General features: G+C 69.9%; 21 protein-coding genes and 1 pseudogene. 11 read left to right on the forward strand and 11 right to left on the reverse strand.

The features are described from left to right. Window positions 1–44 precede the first annotated feature (44 nt). Window positions 45–1,055, forward strand: a complete 1,011-nt coding sequence (locus HNQ70_RS16810) for an acyl-CoA dehydrogenase middle domain-containing protein (protein ID WP_183969812.1) — start codon at window positions 45–47, stop codon at window positions 1,053–1,055. On the opposite strand, the gene HNQ70_RS16815 is transcribed toward HNQ70_RS16810, so the two are convergent. Continuing rightward, window positions 1,033–2,016, reverse strand: a complete 984-nt coding sequence (locus HNQ70_RS16815) for an NAD(P)H-quinone oxidoreductase (protein WP_221302873.1) — start codon at window positions 2,014–2,016, stop codon at window positions 1,033–1,035. The genes HNQ70_RS16810 and HNQ70_RS16815 overlap by 23 nt on opposite strands. Before the next feature lie 109 nt (window positions 2,017–2,125). Between HNQ70_RS16815 and HNQ70_RS16820 the strand changes: the two genes are divergently transcribed. Together HNQ70_RS16820 and HNQ70_RS16825 are read left to right on the forward strand one after the other, a co-directional pair. Continuing rightward, on the forward strand, window positions 2,126–3,469 hold the full coding sequence (locus tag HNQ70_RS16820; RefSeq protein WP_343060815.1) for a sterol desaturase family protein: 1,344 nt from the start codon (window positions 2,126–2,128) through the stop codon (window positions 3,467–3,469). Beyond that, a complete protein-coding gene (locus HNQ70_RS16825; protein WP_183969816.1) occupies window positions 3,466–4,200 on the forward strand; it encodes a lysoplasmalogenase in 735 nt (244 codons plus the stop codon). The genes HNQ70_RS16820 and HNQ70_RS16825 overlap by 4 nt, the downstream gene beginning before the upstream one ends. Here HNQ70_RS16825 and ehuA read toward each other — a convergent pair. From ehuA to ectA, 7 genes and pseudogenes are all read right to left on the reverse strand, one after another. Continuing rightward, complete coding sequence (gene ehuA / locus HNQ70_RS16830) at window positions 4,175–4,978, reverse strand: ectoine/hydroxyectoine ABC transporter ATP-binding protein EhuA (protein WP_183969818.1); 804 nt, start codon at window positions 4,976–4,978, stop codon at window positions 4,175–4,177. The two genes, HNQ70_RS16825 and ehuA, sit on opposite strands and share 26 nt — an antisense overlap. Further along, window positions 4,975–5,325 (reverse strand): annotated as a pseudogene (locus HNQ70_RS16835) (ABC transporter permease subunit); the annotation flags it as partial. The pseudogene HNQ70_RS16835 and the gene ehuA, both read right to left, overlap by 4 nt. A gap of 68 nt (window positions 5,326–5,393) precedes the next feature. Next, entirely contained in the window at window positions 5,394–6,251 is an 858-nt protein-coding gene (gene ehuB, locus HNQ70_RS16840) for an ectoine/hydroxyectoine ABC transporter substrate-binding protein EhuB (RefSeq protein WP_183969820.1), read from the reverse strand. Beyond that, complete coding sequence (gene thpD, locus HNQ70_RS16845) at window positions 6,248–7,219, reverse strand: ectoine hydroxylase (protein ID WP_246435018.1); 972 nt, start codon at window positions 7,217–7,219, stop codon at window positions 6,248–6,250. The genes ehuB and thpD overlap by 4 nt, the downstream gene beginning before the upstream one ends. A 17-nt stretch (window positions 7,220–7,236) precedes the next feature. Beyond that, window positions 7,237–7,626, reverse strand: a complete 390-nt coding sequence (locus HNQ70_RS16850; protein WP_183969822.1) for an ectoine synthase — start codon at window positions 7,624–7,626, stop codon at window positions 7,237–7,239. Window positions 7,627–7,678: 52 nt separating this feature from the next. Further along, window positions 7,679–8,947, reverse strand: coding sequence for a diaminobutyrate--2-oxoglutarate transaminase (ectB, locus tag HNQ70_RS16855; protein ID WP_183969824.1), 1,269 nt, complete (start codon window positions 8,945–8,947; stop codon window positions 7,679–7,681). An 87-nt stretch (window positions 8,948–9,034) separates the two neighbouring features. Next, window positions 9,035–9,568, reverse strand: a complete 534-nt coding sequence (gene ectA, locus HNQ70_RS16860; protein ID WP_183969826.1) for a diaminobutyrate acetyltransferase — start codon at window positions 9,566–9,568, stop codon at window positions 9,035–9,037. A gap of 356 nt (window positions 9,569–9,924) precedes the next feature. Between ectA and HNQ70_RS16865 the strand changes: the two genes are divergently transcribed. The 7 genes from HNQ70_RS16865 to HNQ70_RS16895 all read left to right on the forward strand — a co-directional run bounded on the left by HNQ70_RS16865 (window position 9,925) and on the right by HNQ70_RS16895 (window position 17,200). Beyond that, complete coding sequence (locus HNQ70_RS16865; RefSeq protein WP_183969828.1) at window positions 9,925–10,689, forward strand: uracil-DNA glycosylase family protein; 765 nt, start codon at window positions 9,925–9,927, stop codon at window positions 10,687–10,689. A gap of 137 nt (window positions 10,690–10,826) precedes the next feature. Beyond that, the gene (locus tag HNQ70_RS16870) at window positions 10,827–11,237 is read left to right on the forward strand and encodes a MerR family transcriptional regulator (RefSeq protein ID WP_183969830.1); all 411 of its coding nucleotides are present in this window, start codon (window positions 10,827–10,829) and stop codon (window positions 11,235–11,237) included. Then, entirely contained in the window at window positions 11,231–12,418 is a 1,188-nt protein-coding gene (locus HNQ70_RS16875; RefSeq protein WP_183969832.1) for an isovaleryl-CoA dehydrogenase, read from the forward strand. The genes HNQ70_RS16870 and HNQ70_RS16875 overlap by 7 nt, the downstream gene beginning before the upstream one ends. A gap of 56 nt (window positions 12,419–12,474) precedes the next feature. Beyond that, window positions 12,475–14,223 (forward strand): bifunctional isocitrate dehydrogenase kinase/phosphatase, encoded by a 1,749-nt coding sequence (gene aceK / locus HNQ70_RS16880; protein ID WP_183969834.1) that lies wholly within the window; start codon window positions 12,475–12,477, stop codon window positions 14,221–14,223. A gap of 163 nt (window positions 14,224–14,386) precedes the next feature. Further along, window positions 14,387–15,568, forward strand: coding sequence for an acetyl-CoA C-acyltransferase (locus HNQ70_RS16885; protein ID WP_183969836.1), 1,182 nt, complete (start codon window positions 14,387–14,389; stop codon window positions 15,566–15,568). Window positions 15,569–15,646: 78 nt separating this feature from the next. Continuing rightward, window positions 15,647–16,042 (forward strand): RidA family protein, encoded by a 396-nt coding sequence (locus HNQ70_RS16890; RefSeq protein ID WP_183969838.1) that lies wholly within the window; start codon window positions 15,647–15,649, stop codon window positions 16,040–16,042. A gap of 21 nt (window positions 16,043–16,063) precedes the next feature. Next, complete coding sequence (locus HNQ70_RS16895; protein WP_183969840.1) at window positions 16,064–17,200, forward strand: acyl-CoA dehydrogenase family protein; 1,137 nt, start codon at window positions 16,064–16,066, stop codon at window positions 17,198–17,200. A gap of 329 nt (window positions 17,201–17,529) precedes the next feature. Here the strand turns inward: HNQ70_RS16895 and HNQ70_RS16900 are convergent, their stop codons facing one another. The 3 genes from HNQ70_RS16900 to HNQ70_RS16910 all read right to left on the reverse strand — a co-directional run bounded on the left by HNQ70_RS16900 (window position 17,530) and on the right by HNQ70_RS16910 (window position 19,842). After that, complete coding sequence (locus HNQ70_RS16900) at window positions 17,530–17,844, reverse strand: helix-turn-helix domain-containing protein (protein WP_183969842.1); 315 nt, start codon at window positions 17,842–17,844, stop codon at window positions 17,530–17,532. Continuing rightward, complete coding sequence (locus HNQ70_RS16905; protein WP_183969845.1) at window positions 17,841–18,185, reverse strand: toxin; 345 nt, start codon at window positions 18,183–18,185, stop codon at window positions 17,841–17,843. Before HNQ70_RS16905 ends, HNQ70_RS16900 begins: the two co-directional genes overlap by 4 nt. 436 nt (window positions 18,186–18,621) lie before the next feature. After that, window positions 18,622–19,842, reverse strand: coding sequence for an MFS transporter (locus HNQ70_RS16910; protein WP_183969847.1), 1,221 nt, complete (start codon window positions 19,840–19,842; stop codon window positions 18,622–18,624). Between the two features lie 146 nt (window positions 19,843–19,988). Here HNQ70_RS16910 and HNQ70_RS16915 point away from each other — a divergent pair, with 146 nt between their 5' ends. Further along, the gene (locus HNQ70_RS16915) at window positions 19,989–20,594 is read left to right on the forward strand and encodes a TetR/AcrR family transcriptional regulator (protein WP_183969849.1); all 606 of its coding nucleotides are present in this window, start codon (window positions 19,989–19,991) and stop codon (window positions 20,592–20,594) included. Window positions 20,595–20,603 lie beyond the last annotated feature (9 nt).

Genomic DNA, 20,603 nt, shown 5'->3' on the forward strand with positions numbered 1-20,603 from the left:
GGGGGATCCGACGCCAAGGCGTCGCTTCCCCACGGATGCCTCCGATGCACGCCTTGCTCGACTTCACGCCGCGACCACGACCCGACCACGACCCGATCAGCGCGGCGCTCGCCGCGCAGCCGACTGCCGTCGCGCCGATCGAAGACGTCGGACAGTGGTGGCCGGTCCACCGCGCCCTCGCCGCACGCCACCGCGCGCCCTTCGCCCTCTCGGTTGCCGGAGGGCTGGCCGCCGACCGGGCCGGCTGGGCGTTCGCCAGCGCCTACCAGGCGGCACTGCGCGCCCTGGTTCCGGGACTGGCGGACGACGTGGTCGCCGCGTTCTGCGTCACCGAGGCCACCGGCAACCGCCCGCGTGACATCCACACCACCTTCCGTGACGTAGGCAATGGCCGACTTGCCATCACGGGCGCCAAGCGCTGGTCCACGCTGGGCCCCGGCAGCACGCTGCTGCTGGTGGTCGGGCAGGCGAGCCCGGCGGCTGACGCGCCCGCCGCGCGCTCGAACCTGAAGGTGGTCCCGGTGCCGGCCGACGCCCCTGGCGTGATCGTGGAAGCCATGCCGCCGGCCGCCTTCGTACCTGAGGTGCCGCATGCCCGCATCCGGCTCGACGAGGTGGAGGTTTCCGCAGGCAGCCTGCTCCCGGGTGACGGCTACGACCGCTACGTGAAGCCCTTCCGAACCATCGAGGACACGCACATCAATGCGGCGCTGATGGCCTGGCTGCTGCGCGAGACGCGCGTTCGCGGCTGGCCTGCAGCGTACGCCGAACGCCTGGTCGCAGCGCTTGCGGCGCTCGAGCATGTGAGCACGATGGATCCCGCGTCGCCCGCCTGCCACCTGGCGCTCACCGGCGCGCTCGACTGGTGCCAGAACCTGTACGCGCAGGCCGGCCCGCTCTGGGAATCCTGTGGCGACGAGGCAGCGGCCGCGCGCTGGACGCGCGACGCGGCGCTGTTCGGCATGGCTTCGAAGGTGCGCGAGCTGCGCGCGCTGCGCGCCTGGGAGCGGCTCGCAGCCGGCGCGACTCAGCTCAGCCCGTCACGCGGAGCATGATCTTGCCGATGTGCGCCGAGCTCTCCATCAACGCATGCGCGTCGGCCGCGTCCTCCATCGCGTACTCGCGGAAGACGTAGGGCAGGGCCCGCCCCGCCTCGAGCAGCGGCCACACCTCGCGCTGCAGCGCCTCGGCCAGGCGCGCCTTGTCCTGCGCCGAACGCGGTCTCAGCATGGAGCCGGTCCAGGTGATCCGACGGGCCATGATCGGCATCCAGTCCGCCTCGGCCTTCGAGCCGTTCAGGAAGGCGATCTGCACCAGCCGGCCGTCCATCGCCAGGCAGCGCAGGTTGCGCCCGATGTAGTCGCCGCCGACCATGTCGAGGATCACGTCGACGCCGCGCTTGCCGGTCGCCGCCGCCACCTCGGCGACGAAGTCCTGCTGCCGGTAGTCGATCGCGAGATCCGCGCCGAGCTCGACGCAGGCCTTCGCCTTCTCCGCGTTGCCCACGGTGACGAACACCTTCGCGCCGCGCGCCTTGGCGAGCTGGATCGCGGTCAGACCGATTCCGGACGAGCCGCCATGAACCAGCAGGGTCTCGCCGGCCGCCAGCCGCCCGTGCTCCATGACGTTGGCCCAGACCGTGAAGAAGGTTTCCGGCAGCGCTGCCGCCTGCAGCATCGACAGCCCCTTTGGCACCGGCATCACCTGGCCCGCGGGGACCGCGACATACTCGGCGTAGCCGCCGCCGTTGCACAGCGCGCAGACGGCGTCGCCCTGCCGCCACCGCTCGACGCCCGCGCCCACCGCGACCACCTCGCCGGACACTTCCAGGCCGAGCAGCGGCGATGCTCCGGGCGGCGGCGGATAGCGTCCCTCGCGCTGGGCGACGTCCGGCCGGTTGACGCCGGCGAACGCGACCCGGACCAGCACCTCGCCCGCGCGCACCTCGGGGAGCGGCCCGGTCTTCACCGAAATCACCGAGGGCGGGCCGCCGGCACCGTGATCGACGTAGCGCATCGAGGAGGGAAGGGTCATGTCGCGTACTCCTGGGTTCGTTGCGGAATCGGGGTCGCATCCTCGCACCTGGGCGCGGCCGCGTCCAGCGCAGGGGCGGCATGCCAGGAGGGTGAAACCGGACTATATTCGCGCGATGCAGGAAACCGTGATCACCCTGGCCACTCCGGTGTTTCTCGCGCTGATCGCGTTCGAGTTCGCCTGGGGCTGGCGGCGGGGCCGCAACACCTACCGGCTCAACGACGCGATCACCTCGATCGGACTGGGCGCACTGTCGCAGGTCGCCGGGGTGTTCACCCGGGTGCTGGGCCTGGGCATCTACGCGCTTGCCCATGAGTCCCTGGCGCTCGCGCAGTGGCCGGTGGAGGCATGGTGGGCGCTGCCGGCGGCGCTGCTCTTCTACGACTTCTGCTACTACTGGCACCACCGCTGGATGCACGAGGTGGCGGTGGCCTGGGCGGCGCATGTGGTGCACCACTCGAGCGAGGACTACAACCTCTCGACCGCGCTGCGCCAGACCGCCACCGGGGAGTTCCTTGGCTGGATCCCCTACCTGCCGATGGCGATCGCGGGGGTTCCCCCCTCGCTGTTTGTCACCGTGGCGCTGATCGACCTGCTCTACCAGTTCTGGATCCACACCGGCCAGGTCGGCCGCCTGGGCTGGTTCGACCGGGTCTTCGCCTCGCCGTCCAACCATCGCGTGCACCACGCGGTGAACGACCGCTACCTCGATCGCAACTACGGCGGCATCCTCATCGTCTGGGACCGGATGTTCGGCAGCTTCCAGGAGGAGCTCGACGAAGATCCGCCGGTCTACGGAACCCGCAAGCCGTTGCGCAGCTTCGATCCGCTGCGCGCGAACCTCGGGGTCTACGCGCAACTGACGCGCGACAGCCTTCGCACGCGGCGCTGGCGCGACAAGCTGCAGCTCTGGGTGCGCCCGCCTGGCTGGCAGCCCGCGGACCTCGCGGCAGCGCCCGGCGCAGCCGCCTCCGCCGCGCCCGCCACCACTGCGCCCGCCACGGCCGGCATGCACGAAGCCGTCCGCGCCCGCTTCGACCCCGTCGTGCCGGCGGCCGTGCGCCTGCATGCGTCCTTCCAGTTCGCACTGCTGCTCGGCTGCTCGGTGTACTTCCTGCAGCTCGGTGCGACGGCGACCACCGCCGCGCTGCTGGCCTGGTTCGCCTTCATCGCGCTGTCGATGTCCGTCATCGGCGCGCTGCTCGAAGGCAGGGCCGGCGCCGCCCGGATGGAACTCGCCAGGACGCTCGTCATCCTCGCCCTCCTGGCCGTGTGGATCTCCTGGCCGGGCCCCGATGCGCTGCCGGCCTGGGCCGCGCTGGGGCTCGGCGGGCTGGCGGCGGCATCGGTCCTGAGCGCCTGGCGCGCGGCCCGCACGGTGACGCCCACGCCCACGCCGACGCCGACGCCGACGCCGGCAGGGACGCCCCGATGACGCCTCCTGACGCAGCACCCTATGGCCCGCCCTGCAGCGATCCGTCCCGCACCCGCCTGCTCGTCCTTGCGATCGCGGCAAGCGCCGCGCTGGCGATCGCCGCCCGGCTGCTGACGATCGACTGGCTGTTGTGGGCGCTCAAGCCGCTGACGACCGTGCTGATCCTGCTGCTGGCGGCGCGCCGCGCTCGCGGCCCCTACGCCCGCGCAGTGCTCGCCGGGCTGCTGCTGTCGCTGGCCGGCGACGTGCTGCTGATTCCCGAGGGGCTGTTCGTCGGCGGGCTGGCGGCCTTCCTGCTCGCGCACGTCGCCTACCTGCGCGCCTTCACCCGCGATGCGCGCTTCGCGGCGCGCGCCGCACCGTTCGCGATCGTGGCTGCGATCGCGGCCGGCATCCTCGCGGTGCTCTGGCCCAGGCTGCCGCCCGGACTCGGCGTGCCGGTGCTCGCCTACGTCGCGATGCTGGGCGCGATGACCGCGCAGGCCTTCGCGCGCCATGCCGCGCTGCGCACTCCCGCGACCCGCCGCGCAGCGCTCGGCGGTGCGCTCTTCCTGGCGTCGGACGCGCTGCTCGCCATCGACCGCTTCCATACCGACCTGCCGCTGGCGCCGCTGCTGGTGCTGGGCCTCTACTGGCCGGCACAGCTGCTGATCGCGCTGTCCATCGAGCCCGCGCCCCGCGCCGCGGGCCCGGCCGGCGGGAACCTCAGCTCGCCGCCATCACCGCGCTGAGGAACTGCCGGGTGCGCTCGTTCTTCGGCGCCCCGAAGAGCTCCTGCGGGCTCCCCTGCTCGGCGATCCGGCCGTCGCAGAAGAAGCAGACCCTGTCGGCGAACTCCCGCGCGAAGCCCATCTGGTGGGTGACCATCAGCATCGTCAGGTCGTGCGCGTCGCCCAGCGCCCGGATCACCGCAAGCACCTCGCCGCACAGCTCGGGGTCCAGCGCCGAGGTCACCTCGTCGAAGAGCATCACCCGGGGCCGCATCGCGAGCGCCCGCGCGATCGCGACGCGCTGCTGCTGGCCGCCGGAGAGCTGCGCCGGGTAGTGGTCCAGCTTGTCCCCCAGGCCCACCATGCGCAGCAGCCCGGCGGCGCGTTCGCGGGCCTCGTCGCGGCCGAGCCCGAGCACGGTGACCGGGGCCTCCATGCAGTTCCTCACCGCGCTCATGTGCGGGAAGAGGTTGAAGTGCTGGAACACCATTCCGACGCGGCCGCGCATGCGGCGCAGGTGACGCTGGTCGGCGCGCACCAGGGAATCGCCGCGACGCATGTGGGTCAGCGGCTCGCCGCCGACGTGGATGACGCCCTCGTCGATCCGCTCCAGCGTCATCAGCGCGCGCAGCACGGTGGTCTTGCCGGAACCGGACGGTCCGATGATCGCCACCTTCTCGCCGGGCGCGAGCTCCAGGTCGAGCCGGTCCAGCACCGTCAGCGGACCATAGCGCTTGGTGACCCGATCGAAGCGCACCATGGGCTTCGCGGGCTGGGGGGAATCCTGCGGTCCGGTCATCGGCCCTGCCTCGTGCGTGCCTGCAGCCGGCGCTCCACCTGCCGGACGGCGGCGGCCGACAGCAGGCTGAACGCCAGGAAGAAGAGCCCCACCAGGGTGATGGGCTCGGTGTACTGGAAGCTCTCGGAGCCGAGGATCTTCGCGGTCTGCATCAGCTCCAGCACCGCGATCGCCGAGAGCAGCGGCGTCTCCTTGAAGAGCGCCACCAGGTAGTTGCCCAGCGCGGGCACCACCGGCGGGATCGCCTGCGGCAGGATCACGTCGCGGAAGGCGGTCCATGGCGAGAGGTTGAGCGCGACCGATGCCTCCCACTGGCCCTTGGGGACGTTGTCCAGGCCGGCCCGCCACGGCACGCCCCGCCGCCCCTGCGCGCGCGACGGAACCGATCGCGCCGTCGCCGGAGGCCCCCAGGTCCTCATTCGCCCGCGCAGTGCTGCTCGGCGGTCTTCTCCGGCAGGTTCGTTGCGTCGAAGCCGAACTCGGCGACCATCGCAAGGTGCTCTTCGGTGCCGATGAGCCCGGCGAGTTCCTCGTTGACCGCGTCGCGCAGCGCCGTGTCCTCGGGACGGAACCCGAAGGAGCCCTCGCCTCGGTAGCTGCGGCCCTCGTGGACGAAGGTGAAGGGCTCGGCGCGCTCCACGGCCTCGTCCTTCTGCGCGAGCACGCCCGCGGTCAGCGCGGTCAGCGCGGCCGCCGATGCGCGGCCGGCCTTGACCGCGGCGAAGGCCGATGCGAAATCCGGGACGATCAGCTGCTGCCCGCGCGACAGCCCGGCCATCCGCGCATGCTCGATCTCCGCCGTGCCCGCGACGAAGGCGACCTTCGCCTCCTTTGCGACCGCGTCCGCGTAGTCGCGCAGGCCCTCCGGATTTCCGGCCGGCACCACCAGCGCCTCGCCGATCCCGTAGGTGGGATTGGCGAAGAGGATCTGCCGGCAGCGCCTGGGCGTGATGTACATCGAGGCAACGATGGCGTCGAAGCGCCCTGCCTTGAGCCCGGGGATCAGCGCGCCCCACTCGGTGAGCACGCCGTCGACCCGCGCCACGCCGAGGCGCTTCATCACATGCCTGAACACCGTGGGCGACTCGCCGGTGAGCTCGCCTCCGGCAGTGGCATACGCGTAGGGCGCCTCGTTGGCGAACCCGACCCGGATGACGCCCGACTCGCGGATCCGGTCCAGCGTCGTCGCTGCCCGGGCGAACCCCGCGGGCGCCAGGACGCCGACGCCGAGCAGCGCCAGCAGGCCCCTGCGGGTTCCGAAGCGCGTGCTCATGAGCCCTCCCCGCAGGCCCTCATCGGACCGGGGGGGAACTCGCCGGCGGGCGTGAAGTCCCGGCGCTCCGCGATGAAATCCGGCCGCGGCGGCAGGCCGCAGAAGGGATCGACCGGCCTGTTCTCCAGGCTGTTGTAGACGATGAAGGCGTTGCTGCGCGGCAGCGGCGTGATGTTCGAGTTGGACCCGTGCATCAGGTTGCACTCGAAGAAGGTCACCGAGCCCACCGGGCCGACTGGCGCGACGATGCCGAACTCCTCGACCAGCCGCGTGAGGCTGGCGTCGTCCGGCACGCCCACCTCCTGCCGCTTCAGCGACGACCGGTAATTGTCGTCGGGCGTCTCGCCCACGCAGGACACGTAGCGCTGCTGCGAGCCGGGAACGAGCATCAGCGGTCCGTTGTGCGGCGTGTTCGGCGTGAGCCCGATCGAGCAGCTCACCATGCGCATCGAGGGCACGCCGTCCTCCACGTGCCAGGTCTCGAAGTCGGAGTGCCAGTAGAACTCCTTGCCGCGAAAACCGCCCTTGTAGTTGATGCGCGACTGGTGGATGTACACCTCGCTGCCGAGCAGCTGCCGGGCGATGGCCACCAGTTTCGGGTGGGCGCAGAGCCGGCGCAGGACCTCGCTGCGCCGGTGGATCGCGAAGACCGAGCGCAGCTCGCGGCTGCCGGGCTCGACCACCGCCTCGGGCGCGTCCTTCACGCCCTCGTCGCGGCGCAGGAAGTCCAGCTCGGCCAGGCAGGCCTCGAGCTCGTCCTGCCCGAGCAGCTGCTCGAAGCTCAGGTAGCCGTGATCCTCGTAGAACCGCAGCTCGGCCTCGCTCAACGGGCCGTCGCCGGCGCGGCCCCAGACCACCGGATCCTTGCGGTCGGTGATCTGCGCCTGCGCCGAAACGCGCGACGGATAGCGGTCCTCGGCGCGCGCCGTTGCAGGCGCGCGCATGGCGGAAGTGTCGGTCGTCTTCATCACTGGGACGTCCCCCCTCAGTCGGTCAGCGGATAGGCTCCGGTCTCGTCATGGACCTCGCGGCCGGTGAGCGGCGGGTTGAACACGCACACCATGCGCATGTGCGAGCCCTTGTTCGCCCGGAGGATGTGATGGTCGTGCTTGTTCAGCGCGTACAGCGTGCCCGGGCGGATGTCGTGCGTCTGCCCGGTGCCCAGGTCGGTGATCTGGCCCTCGCCCTCGATGCAGTAGACCGTCTCCAGGTGGTTGCGGTAGTGCATCTCGAGTTCCGCCCCCTTCTTGATGATGGTGTCGTTCACCGAGTAGCCCATTCCCGCGTCCTTGTAGATGAGGCGGCGGGCAGCCCAGCCTTCGGTGTCCACGTCGGCGGCGGTGCCGATCACGTCGTCCAGGTGCTTCACGATCATGCTTGCTCCTCTCCAGTTTTCGTCGAATGTCCGGTCTGCGTCGCGGAAGGCCTCAGGCCACCTTGCGCAGGCCTGCGTCCAGCACGGCGGCGACGCTGGTCTCGATGATGTCCAGCCCCTTGGCGAGGTCCTCTTCGCCGATGGTCAGGCTGGGCAGAAGCTTGAGCACCTGGTCGTCGACGCCTGCGGTCTCGATCACCAGGCCGCGCTGGAAGCATTCCCTGGAGACCTTGCCCGCAAGCTCGGGATCGCCGAACTCGACGCCGTTGATCAGTCCGCGTCCGCGCACCACGCCCGCCAGGCCGCGGCTCTTGAGCATGCGGCCAAGACGCTCGCGGACCAGTTCGCCCTTGCGCTCGACGGCGCGCGCGAGCTTGTCGTCGCTCCAGAACTGCTCCATCGCCGCCACTGCGGTGACGAAGGCCGGGCAATGGCCGCGGAAGGTGCCGTTGTGCTCGCCGGGCGCCCACAGGTCGAGATCGGGCCTGATCAGCACCAGCGCCAGCGGCAGGCCGTAGCCGGACAGCGACTTCGACAGCGTGACGATGTCCGGCACGATGCCGGCTTCCTCGAAGCTGAAGAAGCTGCCGGTGCGCCCGCAGCCGACCTGGATGTCGTCGACGATCAGCACGATGCCGTGCGCCTCGGTGATCCTGCGCAGCCGCTGCAGCCACTCCACGCCGGCGACGTTGACGCCGCCCTCGGCCTGCACCGTCTCGACGATCACCGCGGCCGGGTCCTCCAGGCCGCTGCCCTTGTCCTGCAGCATCGCCTCGAAGTAGTCGAGCGTGTCGGTGTCCTGGCCCAGGTAGCCGTCGAAGGGCACCGAGGATGAGTGGCCGAGCGGCACGCCGGCGCCGGCGCGCTTGAAGCCGTTGCCGGTGACCGACAGCGAGCCCAGCGTCATCCCGTGGAAGGCGTTGGTGAAGCCCACCACGTCCTGGCGCCCGGTGACCTTGCGGGCCAGCTTCAGCGCGGCCTCCACGGCATTGGTGCCGGTCGGGCCGGGGAACTGCAGCTTGTACTCGAGCTTGCGGGGCGCCAGGATGAGCTCCTGGAAGCGGCGGATGAAAGCCTCCTTGGCCTCGCTGTACATGTCGAGCGTGTGGGTGATGCCGTCGCGCATCACGTACTCGACCAGGGCCTGCTTGATCTGCTCTGGGTTGTGCCCGTAGTTGAGCACGCCGGCGCCGCTGAAGAAGTCGAGGTGGCGCTGCCCCTTGTCGTCGGTCATCCACGCGCCCTTCGCAGTGGAGAACATGGCGGGGAAGCTGCGGCAGTAGCCGCGCACTTCCGATTCATGGCGTTCGAAGGTGTTCATGTCCTTGTTTCCTCTTCCTTTGGATTGCCGGAGTGGCCTCCAGCCGACGGATCGGGATCGCGCCGCCTGGGGGCGGGCGTCGACGCCTCAGCTGCGGGGCGTGCGACGCTCCACCGGGCCGATGCGGAACAGCGGCTCGGCGGGGTGATCGTGCGGAAACTGCCCGGGCCGGAAATGCGGCAGTTCTTCGCAGGCGGTGCCGTGCTCCCGCGCCAGGCGCCGGAACAGCGCCTGGGAGGCGGGGTTGTCGTCGGCCACCGTCGCGGTGACCCATCTGCAGGAGCGGTTGGCCGGAAGTTCCAGCCATTCCTGGAGCAGGCGCAGGCCCAGTCCGTGCCCGCGCATCTCCGGCAGCACGCCGACCTGCCAAACGAAGGCGGTGTCCGGGTGCCGCGGGGGGTGGTAGCCGACCACCGCGCCGACCATGCGGCCGTCGCGCTCGGCAACCAGGCAGGTGTCGCCGAAGTCGGTGGCGAAGAGCAGGTAGAAGTAGGCTGAGTTCAGCTCCAGCGTTCCGGTGGCCTGCACCAGTCGCCAGATGGCCGCGCCGTCGTCGGGAGTGGCGGCTCGAAATCGGATGGAGGAATGGGTGTGCGGAGTACTTCGGTCCGTGTCGGTCATGCGTTGGTTGTTTGTTGGCGGCGCGCCAGAGCGGCTTTTCTGCTGCTGGCCCGCCTGACCGGTCCGGACGCTTTCGGCGTCCGTCCGGCCTGCCCCACCAAGGGGACCACAAAGGAACTCAAGCGACTCTCAGGCCGTTGAACGAAACGGTGCAGCGTGCGGCCTGCTGGCCATCGATCCGGGCATCATTGCCAAGTAACGGCAATTGCTGTCAAAACCACAGGATTTCACTGCATCAGGGTCGAATTTTAACACGCACCCCCGCCGATGACCACCCTTGCACCGATCTTGCCGGCAACGGCGCGCATCCGGCGCCCGCGCGCGGACCCGCCGCCGGCTCTCGTATGATCCCGGCCATGCCCCCCGCCAACGCCCATGACGCCGCCCCGGACGGCGCGGTCGCCGACCGCCTCGTCGCCGCGGCGCGCACGCTCTCCGAGGCTTGCGAATCGCTGCGTTTCGCCCCGCCGGTCGCCCACGTCTACAACCCGCTGGCCTATGCCTGGGCGCCCTACGAGCGCTACCTGCGCCGCTTCGGCGCGGGCCGCAAGCGCGCGGTCTTCCTCGGCATGAACCCGGGCCCCTTCGGGATGATGCAGACCGGCATCCCCTTCGGCGAGATCGCCGCGGTGCGCGACTGGATCGGCATCGAGGACGAGGTTCGCGCGCCCGCACTGCAGCACCCGAAGCGCCCGATCGAGGGCTTCGCCTGCCGGCGCTCCGAGGTCAGCGGCCGCCGCCTGTGGGGCTGGGCTGCGGCCCGCTTCGGCAGCGCGGAGGCCTTCTTCGCGGAATGCCTGGTGCTCAACTGGTGCCCCCTGGTCTTCCTCGAGGCATCGGGCCGCAACCGCACGCCCGAGCAGCTTCCCGCAGCGGAGCTCGCGCCGCTGCAGGCCGCCTGCGATGCGCACCTGCGCGAGGCGATCGCCGCGCTCGATCCGGAATGGGCGATCGGCATCGGCGGCTTCGCGCGCAAGCGCCTCGAGGCCGCGCTCTCCGGGCTGGATTCTCCGCCCCGCATCGGCCAGGTGCTGCATCCCAGCCCGGCCTCGCCCGCGGCCAACCGCGGCTGGGCGCAGGCCGCAGATCGCGCGCTGGAGGAGCTGGGCGTCTTCGCCTGAGCTCCCGCCCGGAAGGCAGCCGGCGCGCGGCCGCGCAGCCGTGCGCCGGCTGCCTTCCGGGCCGCCTGCGGGGCGCTCCGTTGGGGCTAGAATTGACGTTTACGTCAAGCACCGACCAGACCGGACCGGACGAGCGGATGCCCACCTTCACGATCAGCGAGCTGGCGCGCGAGTTCAACGTGACCCCGCGCGCCATCCGCTTCTACGAGGATCACGGCCTGCTGGCGCCGGAGCGCACCGGCACCGGCGGCCGGCAACGCTCGTACTCGCAGCGCGACCGCACCCGGCTCAAGCTCACCCTTCGCGGCAAGCGGCTCGGCCTGACGCTCGCCGAGGTCCGGGAGCTCGTCGACATGTACGAGTCCCCGTCGGACACCGTCGCCCAGCTGACCGCCTTCCTGGACGTGCTGGCGCGCCACCGCCGCACCCTCGAGCAGCAGCTGCAGGACCTGCGCGAGACCCTCGCAGAGATCGACACCCACGAACGGCGCGCACGCGCCCTGCTGGCACAGGCCGGCCACCCCCGACAGGAGAGCACTCCATGCTGACGATTCCCGGACTCCGTTTCGACCTCGGCGAAGACGTCGAGATGCTGCGCGACTCGCTGCAGCAGTTCACCGCTGCCGAGATCACGCCGCGCGCCCGGGAGATCGACCGCGACGACCAGTTCCCGATGGATCTCTGGCGCAAGTTCGGCCAGCTCGGCGTGCTCGGCATGACCGTTCCGGAGGAGTACGGCGGCACCGACATGGGCTACCTGGCGCACGTGGTGGCGATGGAGGAGATCTCGCGCGGCTCCGCCTCGGTGGGCCTGTCCTACGGCGCGCACTCCAACCTCTGCGTCAACCAGATCAACCGCAACGGCAGCGACGAGCAGAAGCGCCGCTACCTGCCGAAGCTGGTGTCCGGCGAGCACGTGGGCGCGCTGGCGATGTCCGAGCCGAACGCAGGCTCGGACGTGGTTTCGATGAAGCTGCGCGCAGACCGCAAGGGCGACCGCTGGGTGCTCAACGGCAGCAAGATGTGGATCACCAACGGCCCGGATGCCGACGTGATGGTGATCTACGCCAAGAACGACCTGGCCGCCGGCCCGCGCGGCATGACCGCCTTCCTGGTCGAGAAGACCTTCAAGGGATTTTCGGTGGCGCAGAAACTCGACAAGCTGGGCATGCGCGGCAGCCACACCGGCGAGCTGGTGTTCGAGGACTGCGAGGTTCCCGCCGAGAACGTGCTGGGCGGCGTGGGCCGCGGCGTCAACGTGCTGATGAGCGGGCTGGACTTCGAGCGCGCGGTGCTCTCCGGCGGCCCGCTGGGCATCATGAGCGCCTGCATGGACGTGGTGGTGCCCTACGTGCACGAGCGCAAGCAGTTCGGCCAGCCGATCGGGGAGTTCCAGCTGATGCAGGGCAAGCTTGCCGACATGTACACGACGATGATGGCCTGCCGCGCCTACGTGTACGAAGTGGGCCGCCAGTGCGACCGCTCCCGCGAAGGCAAGGTCGACCTGCGCAGCCTGCGCAAGGACGCCGCCGGCGCCATCCTGTACGCGGCGGAGAAGGCCACCTGGATGGCCGGCGAGGCGATCCAGTGCCTGGGCGGCAACGGCTACGTCAACGAGTACTCCACCGGGCGGCTCTGGCGCGACGCGAAGCTCTACGAGATCGGCGCCGGCACCTCCGAGATCCGCCGGATGCTGATCGGCCGCGAACTCTTCGCCGAAACCGCTTGAACCCCGCGCCGGCCCCGCCGGAACCGCGCCCCGACACTCCCCAGGACAGGCCAGCGATGCTCAGGGACAAGGCCAACGCGATCGCCCGCGCGATCCTCGCCGGGTTCGACCGCCACTATGCGCTGTTCCGCTACAACGCGCAGCAGGCCAAGACCCGCTACGAGGGCGGCGACTGGCACCGCATCCGCAAGCTCGCGCGCGAGCGCATCGACTTCTACGACCTGCGCGCGCTCGAGGCGGTGGAGCGGATCAAGTCCGAATTCGGCACCGAGTTCGAGCACGCGCTCTGGCCGCTGGTCAAGCGCCACTACGTGCTGCTGCTCGCAGAGCACCGCCGCCCCGAGCTCGCAGAAACCTTCTTCAACACGGTCTGCACCAAGCTGCTGGACCGCTCCTACTTCCACAACGAGATCATCTTCGTGCGGCCTGCGGTGTCCACGCAGTATCTGGACAGCGACCCGATGTCGTACCGGGTCTACTACCCGACCCACGCCGGCTGGGCCGCCGCGCTGCGCCAGGCGATCATCGACGTCGGCTTCGCCTGCCCCTTCGTGGACGCCGAGCGCGACCTCCGGCTGGTGCGCGAGGCGGCGCGCGAGCACCTGGGACCGGACTATGCGCCGGCCGCCGACTGCCAGTTCCAGCTGCTGCGCACGCCCTTCATGCGCAACAAGGGCGCCTACCTGATCGGCCGGCTGATCAACGACAGTGAAATCCTCCCGGTGGCGCTGCCCATCCTGCAGGATTCCCGGGGCCGGCTGTACATCGACGCAGTGCTGTTCGGCACCGAGCGCGTCGAGGCGCTGTTCAACTTTTCGCGCGCCTATTTCATGGTCGACATGGACGTGCCGTCGGCCTACGTGCAGTTCCTGAGCTCGCTGATGCCGACCAAGCCGGACTCCGAGCTCTACACCATGCTGGGCCTGCACAAGCAGGGCAAGACGCTGTTCTACCGCGACCTGCTCGACCACCTGCGGCACTCGAGCGACCGCTTCGTGATCGCCCCCGGCATCAAGGGACTGGTGATGGCCGTGTTCACGCTGCCCTCCTTCCCCTACGTCTTCAAGATCATCAAGGACAAGCGCGGCAAGGAGATGACCCGCGAATTCATCCGGTCGCAGTACCAGCTGGTGAAGCTGCATGACCGCGTGGGTCGCATGGCGGACACCTGGGAGTACGCGGACGTGTCCATCCCCCGCTCGCGCTTCGACCCCGCGCTCGAGGCCGAACTGCGCAACGTCGCGCCCTCGATCATCTACGACGACGGCCCCAACCTGGTGATCCAGCACGTGTACATCGAGCGCCGCATGGTGCCGCTGAACATGCACCTCGAGCGCTCCGACCGCGCCGAGCGCGAGCGCGCGATCATCGAGTACGGCGATGCGATCAGGGAGATGGTCGCGGCGAACATCTTCCCCGGCGACATGCTCTACAAGAACTTCGGCGTGATCCGCCAGGGCCGGGTGGTGTTCTACGACTACGACGAGGTCGCCTACGTGACCGACATGAACTTCCGCCGGATTCCGGCGCCGCGCACGCCCGAGGACGAAATGTCCGCTGAACCCTGGTACACGGTGGGTCCGCACGACGTGTTCCCGGAGGAGTTCGGCACCTTCCTGCTGGGCGACCCCCAGATCCGCGAGGTGTTCATGAAGCATCACGCGGACCTGCTGGACGCGGCCTGGTGGCAGGAAAAGCAGCAGCGGGTGCGCGCGGGAATCCTCGACGACGTGTTCCCCTATCCGGACACGCTTCGCCTGCGGCACCGCCTGCCGGCGACGATCTGGCCGGGTCTGCCGGCATGAGATCGGCGCGCAGGCCATGGAACCCGCCGGGTCGACAAGCGCCCCGGTTTGGCGCATCCTCCAACGCGCCCAAGGACCTGTGCCTGTCGGCACGCCCCCGCCCGGAAACCTCAGGCGCCGGGGCGGTCCATCCCGTTTTTAACATCCTTCACGGAGATTCCCAATGAGCGATCCCATCGTCATCGTCTCTGCCGCCCGCACGCCCATCGGCGGCCTGCTGGGCGACTTTTCCGGCCTGGCCGCCCATGAACTCGGCGCCGTCGCGATCCGCGCTGCGGTCGAGCGCGCCGGCGTCAAGGGCGAGGACGTCGGCGAGGTGCTGTTCGGCAACTGCCTGATGGCCGGCCAGGGTCAGGCCCCGGCACGCCAGGCCACGCTGGGCGCAGGCCTGCCGACGTCGGCCGGCGCAGTCACGCTGTCCAAGATGTGCGGCTCGGGCATGAAGGCCGTGATGTTCGCGCACGACATGCTGCTGGCCGGCACGCACGACGTGATGGTCGCCGGCGGCATGGAGAGCATGACCAACGCCCCGCACCTGCTCACCGGCGCGCGCAAGGGCTATCGCTACGGCCAGGGGGTGCTCTACGACCACATGGCGATGGACGGCCTCGAGGACGCCTACGATCGCGGCAAGGCGATGGGCGTGTTCGCCGAGAGCTGCGTCGAGAAGTACAAGTTCAGCCGCGAGGACCAGGACAAGTTCGCGATCGCCTCCACCGAGCGCGCGATCAAGGCCAACACCGACGGCAGCTTCGCCTGGGAAATGGCGCCGGTCACCATCAAGGGCAAGGGCGGCGACACCGTCATCGACAAGGACGAGCAGCCCTTCAAGGCCAAGCTGGACAAGATCCCGGGGCTCAAGCCGGCGTTCAAGAAGGACGGCACCATCACCGCCGCGAACGCCTCGTCGATTTCCGACGGCGCCGCCGCAATGGTGCTGATGCGCGCCTCCACCGCGAAGGCCAAGGGCGCCAAGCCGATCGCCCGGATCGTCTCCCACGCAACCTTCGCCCATGCGCCCGAGTGGTTCACCACCGCTCCGGTCGGCGCGATCGAGAAGGCGCTGGCCAAGGCCGGCTGGAAGGCCGGCGACGTCGATCTCTGGGAGGTCAACGAGGCGTTCGCTGCGGTGACCATGGCCGCGATGAAGGAGTTCAACCTGCCGCACGACAAGGTCAACATCCATGGCGGCGCCTGCGCGCTCGGCCATCCGATCGGCGCCTCGGGTGCGCGCATCCTGGTGACTCTGATGGGCGCACTGCGCAAGACCGGCGGCAAGAAGGGCGTGGCCGCGCTGTGCATCGGCGGCGGCGAGGCTGTCGCCGTGGCCATCGAGATGCTCTGACCCCCTGCCCGCAGGGACCCCGCCGCAGCGCGCCCGGCCCATAGCCGGGCGCGCTGCGTCGTCAATGGATCACAGACGATGAGCGAACGACGGACCTTCGGATCCGGCTCGAGCTTCGAAGCGCTGGCCGGCTATTCGCGCGCGGTGGCGGATGGCGACGACGTGTTCGTGTCCGGCACCACCGGCTTCGACTATGCGCGGATGACGATCGCTGAGGATCCGGTGGCCCAGGTCCACCAGTGCTTTCGCAACATCTCCAAGGCGCTGTCGCAGGGCAACTGCACGCTGGACGACGTGGTCCGGGTGCGCTACCTGCTGACCGACGCCGCGCTGTTCGAGCGTCTGGCGCCGGTCTTCGGCGAGTACTTCCGAACGGCGCGTCCGGCGGCCACCGCGATGGTGGTCGGGCTGATCGACCCGCGGATGAAGATCGAGATCGAGGTCACCGCCCGGCGGCGCCACGTCGACGTCTAGCACCAACAGGAATTCCGGCAGATGCTGCTGACCCAGGACCAGAAGCTGATCCGCGACGCCGTGCGCACCTTCGTCGCGAACGAGATCGCCCCCAAGGCCGCGCAGTGGGACCGCGACGGCACCTTCCCCTCCGAGGCGCTGAAGGGACTCGCGCAGCTCGGCTGCTACGGCGTGGCAGTGCCCGAGCAGTGGGGCGGCGCCGGCCTGAACTACGTGTCGCTCGCGCTGATCCTCGAGGAGATCGCGGCCGGCGACGGCGCCACCTCGACCGTGATCTCGGTGAACAACTGCCCGGTCTGCTCGATCATGATGGCCTGGGCGAACGACGCGCAGAAGCAGCGCTGGCTCGTGCCGCTGGCGCGCGGCGAGATGCTTGGCGCCTTCTGCCTGACCGAGCCGCACGTAGGCTCGGAGGCCGGCGGCCTGCGCACCACCGCCCGGCGCGACGGCGACCACTACGTGCTCGACGGCACCAAGCAGTTCATCACGTCGGGCAAGAACGCTGACGTCGCCATCGTCATGGCGGTCACCGACAAGGCCGCGGGCAAGCGCGGCATTTCCGCCTTCCTGGTACCCACCGGCACGCCCGGCTACGTGGTGTCTGGGATCGAGCGCAAGATGGGACAGCACGCGTCGGACACCGCGCAGATCATGTTCGAGAACTGCCGGGTGCCGGCGGAGAACCTGCTCGGCGAAGAGGGCCAGGGACTCAAGATCGCGCTGTCAGGCCTGGAGGGCGGCCGCATCGGCATCGCCTCGCAGAGCCTGGGCATGGCGCGGGCGGCTTTCGAGGCGGCGCTGCGCTATTCGAAGGAACGCGTGGCCTTCGGCACGCCGATCTTCAACCACCAGGCACTGCAGTTCCGGCTGGCCGACATGGCCACGCAGATCGAGGCCGCGCGGCAGCTGATCTGGCATGCGGCGAGCCTGAAGGACGCCGGCGAGCCCTGCCTGAAGCAGGCGGCGATGGCCAAGCTGTTCGCCTCGGAGATGGCCGAGCGCGTCTGCTCGGACGCGATCCAGATCCACGGCGGCTACGGCTACCTCGAGGATTTCCCGGTGGAGCGCATCTACCGGGACGTGCGGGTCACGCAGATCTACGAGGGGACCAGCGACATCCAGCGGATCCTGATCGGGCGGGCGCTGGCGGAGGAGTGAGTCGGGCGGTTCCATCGCGTGCCTGCGTGGCGCGGGCGAAGGCATGATGCGTGGCCTCATCCCGCGTGCGGGTGCTTGCCCCTGCTTCGCAGGGGTGCCCTGCGATGCTCGGGTTTCCGGCCTGCGCGGCGAACTCACTGCGCGCGCGTTGCGCGCTCCGTTCAGACAGGCGCCGCGAGTTTGATGAACGAAGCGCGCTGCGCGCGCAGGCCGGCAACCCTGCGCTTCTCGGCTGCGCACGAGCACGCACGAAGGCGCCGCGCATCATGCCTTCGCGGAGACGGCGGCGGACTGCTATGGAGCGCCGCGGCGCCTGAACGCCATGCCGTTCAGGGCAGCGCCGCCAGGTGCTCCACGGTTTCCGGGTACTTCTGCACGAGGCGGATCAGGGTGGTCGCCTGAGCGTTCGGCCTGGCCCGCCCCTGTTCCCAGTTCTCCAGCGTCCGCACGTTGGTGCGAAGGTGCATCGCGAATACCGCCCGCGACATGTTCAGCCGCTCGCGCAGGCTCACCAGTTCGTCCGCGGACACCGGCGGCAGATCACTCAGCCGGACTTCATAGGAGCGCAGGGTCGTCTTGCCCTGCCGTTCACTCGCCAGCGCATCCAGCCCTTCGACCAGTTCGGAAAAAACGTCGCGTTTCACGATCTCGACCTCGCCCGCAGCTCCGCATCCAGAAGCCTGGAAAGCGCCTTCTTCTGTTCGACGTCCAGATCGTCCTGCACGTCCTTGCCGTACAGGGTGAACAGCCAGAATTGCGCGCCGCTCAGCCACCAGTAGTAGATGACCCGAATGCCGCCACGCTTGCCCTTGTGCCGCCTCCGGTCAGGAACACGAACCTTCCGCAAGCCTCCGGCCCCCTGGATGACGTCTCCAGCGTCCGGGTTGCGCATCAGCATCACCTGAAAGTCCCGATAGGCATCGTCATTCAGGTACTCCGCCCGATGGCGCCGGAACGGAGGCAACTCGACGAAGAGCGCTTGCATGAATATACGTTAATTGCGTATAGATTGAAACCGCTTGGCGCCCAGAGCCAATCACGAATCTAGCTGCCCCGAAGCTTGAAAGACATACGGCATATGGACGATTCCCGGACGCCTTGAAGGGCCGGTGTGCGGGATGCGCGCGCGAACGATCGCGAGCATACGTGCCGAATACGGGCTCTCCGCATGAGCCCAACGGCACGAAGAGCGTCAGGCGCCCCTCCTGACCGGCGAAATCTGCGGCGCCGAGCAGCGCAGCCTTGGGCTGAGCGCGCGCAGCGCGCTTCGTTCTTCTGACTCACGGCGCCCTGTCCGAGCGGAGCGCCCGAAGGGCGCGCAGCGAGTTGCGCCGTGCCAGCCCAAGGCGAGCAGCGCAGGGAAACCGGCCCGAAGGGCCGGTCGCCGCGGTTCTCGCCGGTCAGGAGGGGCGCCTGACGCTCTACGCCGCCGCCCGCGTCCCGGACAGCGCCGGCACCGTCCTGAACAGCAGCAGCCCGCAGCCCGCGCCGAGCGCCGACAGCAGGTAGCCGGCACGATAGCCGCCGGTGAGGTCGTACAGCGCGCCGCTGGCCCAGGCGCCGAGCGCGGCGCCCGTGCCCATCCCCAGCAGCACCGTGCCGTAGATCGCCGACTGGCGTCTGCCGGGAAAGTTGCGCACCGACAGGACCGCCACCAGCGGGCCGCGCGAGCCCTGCATGGTGCCGAACAACAGCACGAACGCTGCGAGCAGCAGCGTCGACGGCCAGAGCTCGAGCATCGCCAGCGCGCCGATGCCAACGATGGACGCGCTGTAGGAGATCGTCGCGAAAGGCTTCTCGCCGATGCGCTCTGAGAACCAGCCGGCGCCGACCATGCCGACGATCGACGCCATTCCCGCCACACCGAACACGGTGGCCGCCAGCATCGGCGCGAACCCCGCCGCGACCAGCGCGGCCACCAGCTGCACGCTCACCGTCACCGTCGACAGCGAGGTGAAGAACATCACCGCGGTCAGCGCCCAGAAGACCGGCGTGCGCGTCGCGCGGCGGATGGTCCAGGCGTCCGCAGGCTCGGCCGCGCTGCGCGCCCGCGACACCTGCGGAGCGCCGGCGGCGATCCGCCGCCAGGGCATCAGCCAGACGGGCAGCACCGAGAGCAGCAGCGCAGCGCCCATCACCTGGTAGGTGCCGCGCCAGCCGAGCAGCCCGATCAGCCACTGGGCCAGCGGCGCGAACACCAGCATGCCGATGCCCAGCGCCGCCGACAGCAGCCCCATCGCGGTCGGCAGCCTCGCGGAGAACCAGCGCGTGGCCAGGCCCGCCGCCGGCACAAGCCCGATCAGCGAGGTGCCCACCGCCGCCGCCATGCCGATCAGCAGGTAGAGCTGCCACAGCGAGGTCGCCAGGCCGGCGAGCAGGTAGACCGTGCCGAAGATCGCCAGCCCGAGGCTGTAGCAGGCACGCGGTCCGAAGCGGTCGATGGCGATTCCAACCAGCGGCGACATCGCACCGGTGGCGAGCATGTAGACCGAGGCGATGCCGGTCAGCAGCGCCCGGTCGGTGCCGAACTCCTCCGCGACCGGCAGCAGGAACACCGCGAAGCTCTCGCCGATGCCCCGCGAGACCATGTTGGTGACGAAGCAGAAGGCGAGGACCGCGAAGGCCTGGCGGCGGACGTCCATCGAGGGGCTTGCTCCGGTGGGTTGGGCCGACCGGAATGCCGGCCGCGGTGCGGCCCGGGAATTAAACGGTCGATCGTTCAATTCCTGGAATATACTGGACGCCCCGGCCGCGCCGCGGCCTGCCAGGTTCCACTTCAGCCCCACCCATGGCCCGCACCACCGGTTCCGACGGCGCCCGCACCGAGGAGGCGATCCGCAGCGCAGCGATCGAGTTGATCGCTGCGCGCGGCTTCGAGGCGACCACGCTGCGCGAGATCGCCGAGAAGGTCGGCGTGCAGCCGGGAACCATCTACCGCTACTTTCCCAGCAAAGCCCAACTGCTGGTGGAACTGCTGGTCGAGCACCTCGAGTTCCTGCTCGAGCAGTGGGCGCTGCAGCGCCCGGCCACCGACGATCCGGTCGAGGCGCTGCGCGCCTTCGTCGATTTCCACGTCCGCTCGCACACGCTGCGCCGGCGCGAGGTCTTCGTCGCGAACATGGAGCTGCGCAGCCTGGCCCCGGCGGACCGCCGCAGGGTGGTGTCGCTGCGCCGCCGCTACGAGGACCTGCTCACCGGCATCCTGCGCGACGGCGTCGAGCGCGGCGCCTTCCAGCTGCCGGACGCGCGGATCGCCACCTTCGCCATCCTCGCGATGCTCACCGGCGTCGGCGCCTGGTACCGCGAGGGCGGACGGCTGGGCAAGCGCGACCTGATCGACATGTACACCCGCATGGTGATGCAGTGCGCCGGCGCCGCCACGGTGCCCGCCTGATGCCGCAGG

This window comes from Quisquiliibacterium transsilvanicum (genome assembly GCF_014202215.1).
Taxonomy (GTDB): domain Bacteria; phylum Pseudomonadota; class Gammaproteobacteria; order Burkholderiales; family Burkholderiaceae_E; genus Quisquiliibacterium; species Quisquiliibacterium transsilvanicum.

What these genes read in the sequence shown, in the direction of transcription:
- HNQ70_RS16890 (WP_183969838.1), top strand. Translation starts at nt 15,647, where the DNA reads ATGAGCGAACGACGGACCTTCGGATCCGGCTCGAGCTTCGAAGCGCTG.
- thpD (WP_246435018.1), bottom strand. Translation starts at nt 7,219, where the DNA reads ATGAAGACGACCGACACTTCCGCCATGCGCGCGCCTGCAACGGCGCGC.
- HNQ70_RS16905 (WP_183969845.1), bottom strand. Translation starts at nt 18,185, where the DNA reads ATGCAAGCGCTCTTCGTCGAGTTGCCTCCGTTCCGGCGCCATCGGGCG.
- ehuB (WP_183969820.1), bottom strand. Translation starts at nt 6,251, where the DNA reads ATGAGCACGCGCTTCGGAACCCGCAGGGGCCTGCTGGCGCTGCTCGGC.
- HNQ70_RS16915 (WP_183969849.1), top strand. Translation starts at nt 19,989, where the DNA reads ATGGCCCGCACCACCGGTTCCGACGGCGCCCGCACCGAGGAGGCGATC.
- HNQ70_RS16865 (WP_183969828.1), top strand. Translation starts at nt 9,925, where the DNA reads ATGCCCCCCGCCAACGCCCATGACGCCGCCCCGGACGGCGCGGTCGCC.
- HNQ70_RS16875 (WP_183969832.1), top strand. Translation starts at nt 11,231, where the DNA reads ATGCTGACGATTCCCGGACTCCGTTTCGACCTCGGCGAAGACGTCGAG.
- HNQ70_RS16895 (WP_183969840.1), top strand. Translation starts at nt 16,064, where the DNA reads ATGCTGCTGACCCAGGACCAGAAGCTGATCCGCGACGCCGTGCGCACC.
- HNQ70_RS16815 (WP_221302873.1), bottom strand. Translation starts at nt 2,016, where the DNA reads ATGCGCTACGTCGATCACGGTGCCGGCGGCCCGCCCTCGGTGATTTCG.
- aceK (WP_183969834.1), top strand. Translation starts at nt 12,475, where the DNA reads ATGCTCAGGGACAAGGCCAACGCGATCGCCCGCGCGATCCTCGCCGGG.
- ehuA (WP_183969818.1), bottom strand. Translation starts at nt 4,978, where the DNA reads ATGACCGGACCGCAGGATTCCCCCCAGCCCGCGAAGCCCATGGTGCGC.
- HNQ70_RS16850 (WP_183969822.1), bottom strand. Translation starts at nt 7,626, where the DNA reads ATGATCGTGAAGCACCTGGACGACGTGATCGGCACCGCCGCCGACGTG.
- HNQ70_RS16885 (WP_183969836.1), top strand. Translation starts at nt 14,387, where the DNA reads ATGAGCGATCCCATCGTCATCGTCTCTGCCGCCCGCACGCCCATCGGC.
- HNQ70_RS16810 (WP_183969812.1), top strand. Translation starts at nt 45, where the DNA reads ATGCACGCCTTGCTCGACTTCACGCCGCGACCACGACCCGACCACGAC.
- HNQ70_RS16870 (WP_183969830.1), top strand. Translation starts at nt 10,827, where the DNA reads ATGCCCACCTTCACGATCAGCGAGCTGGCGCGCGAGTTCAACGTGACC.
- HNQ70_RS16910 (WP_183969847.1), bottom strand. Translation starts at nt 19,842, where the DNA reads ATGGACGTCCGCCGCCAGGCCTTCGCGGTCCTCGCCTTCTGCTTCGTC.
- ectB (WP_183969824.1), bottom strand. Translation starts at nt 8,947, where the DNA reads ATGAACACCTTCGAACGCCATGAATCGGAAGTGCGCGGCTACTGCCGC.
- ectA (WP_183969826.1), bottom strand. Translation starts at nt 9,568, where the DNA reads ATGACCGACACGGACCGAAGTACTCCGCACACCCATTCCTCCATCCGA.
- HNQ70_RS16825 (WP_183969816.1), top strand. Translation starts at nt 3,466, where the DNA reads ATGACGCCTCCTGACGCAGCACCCTATGGCCCGCCCTGCAGCGATCCG.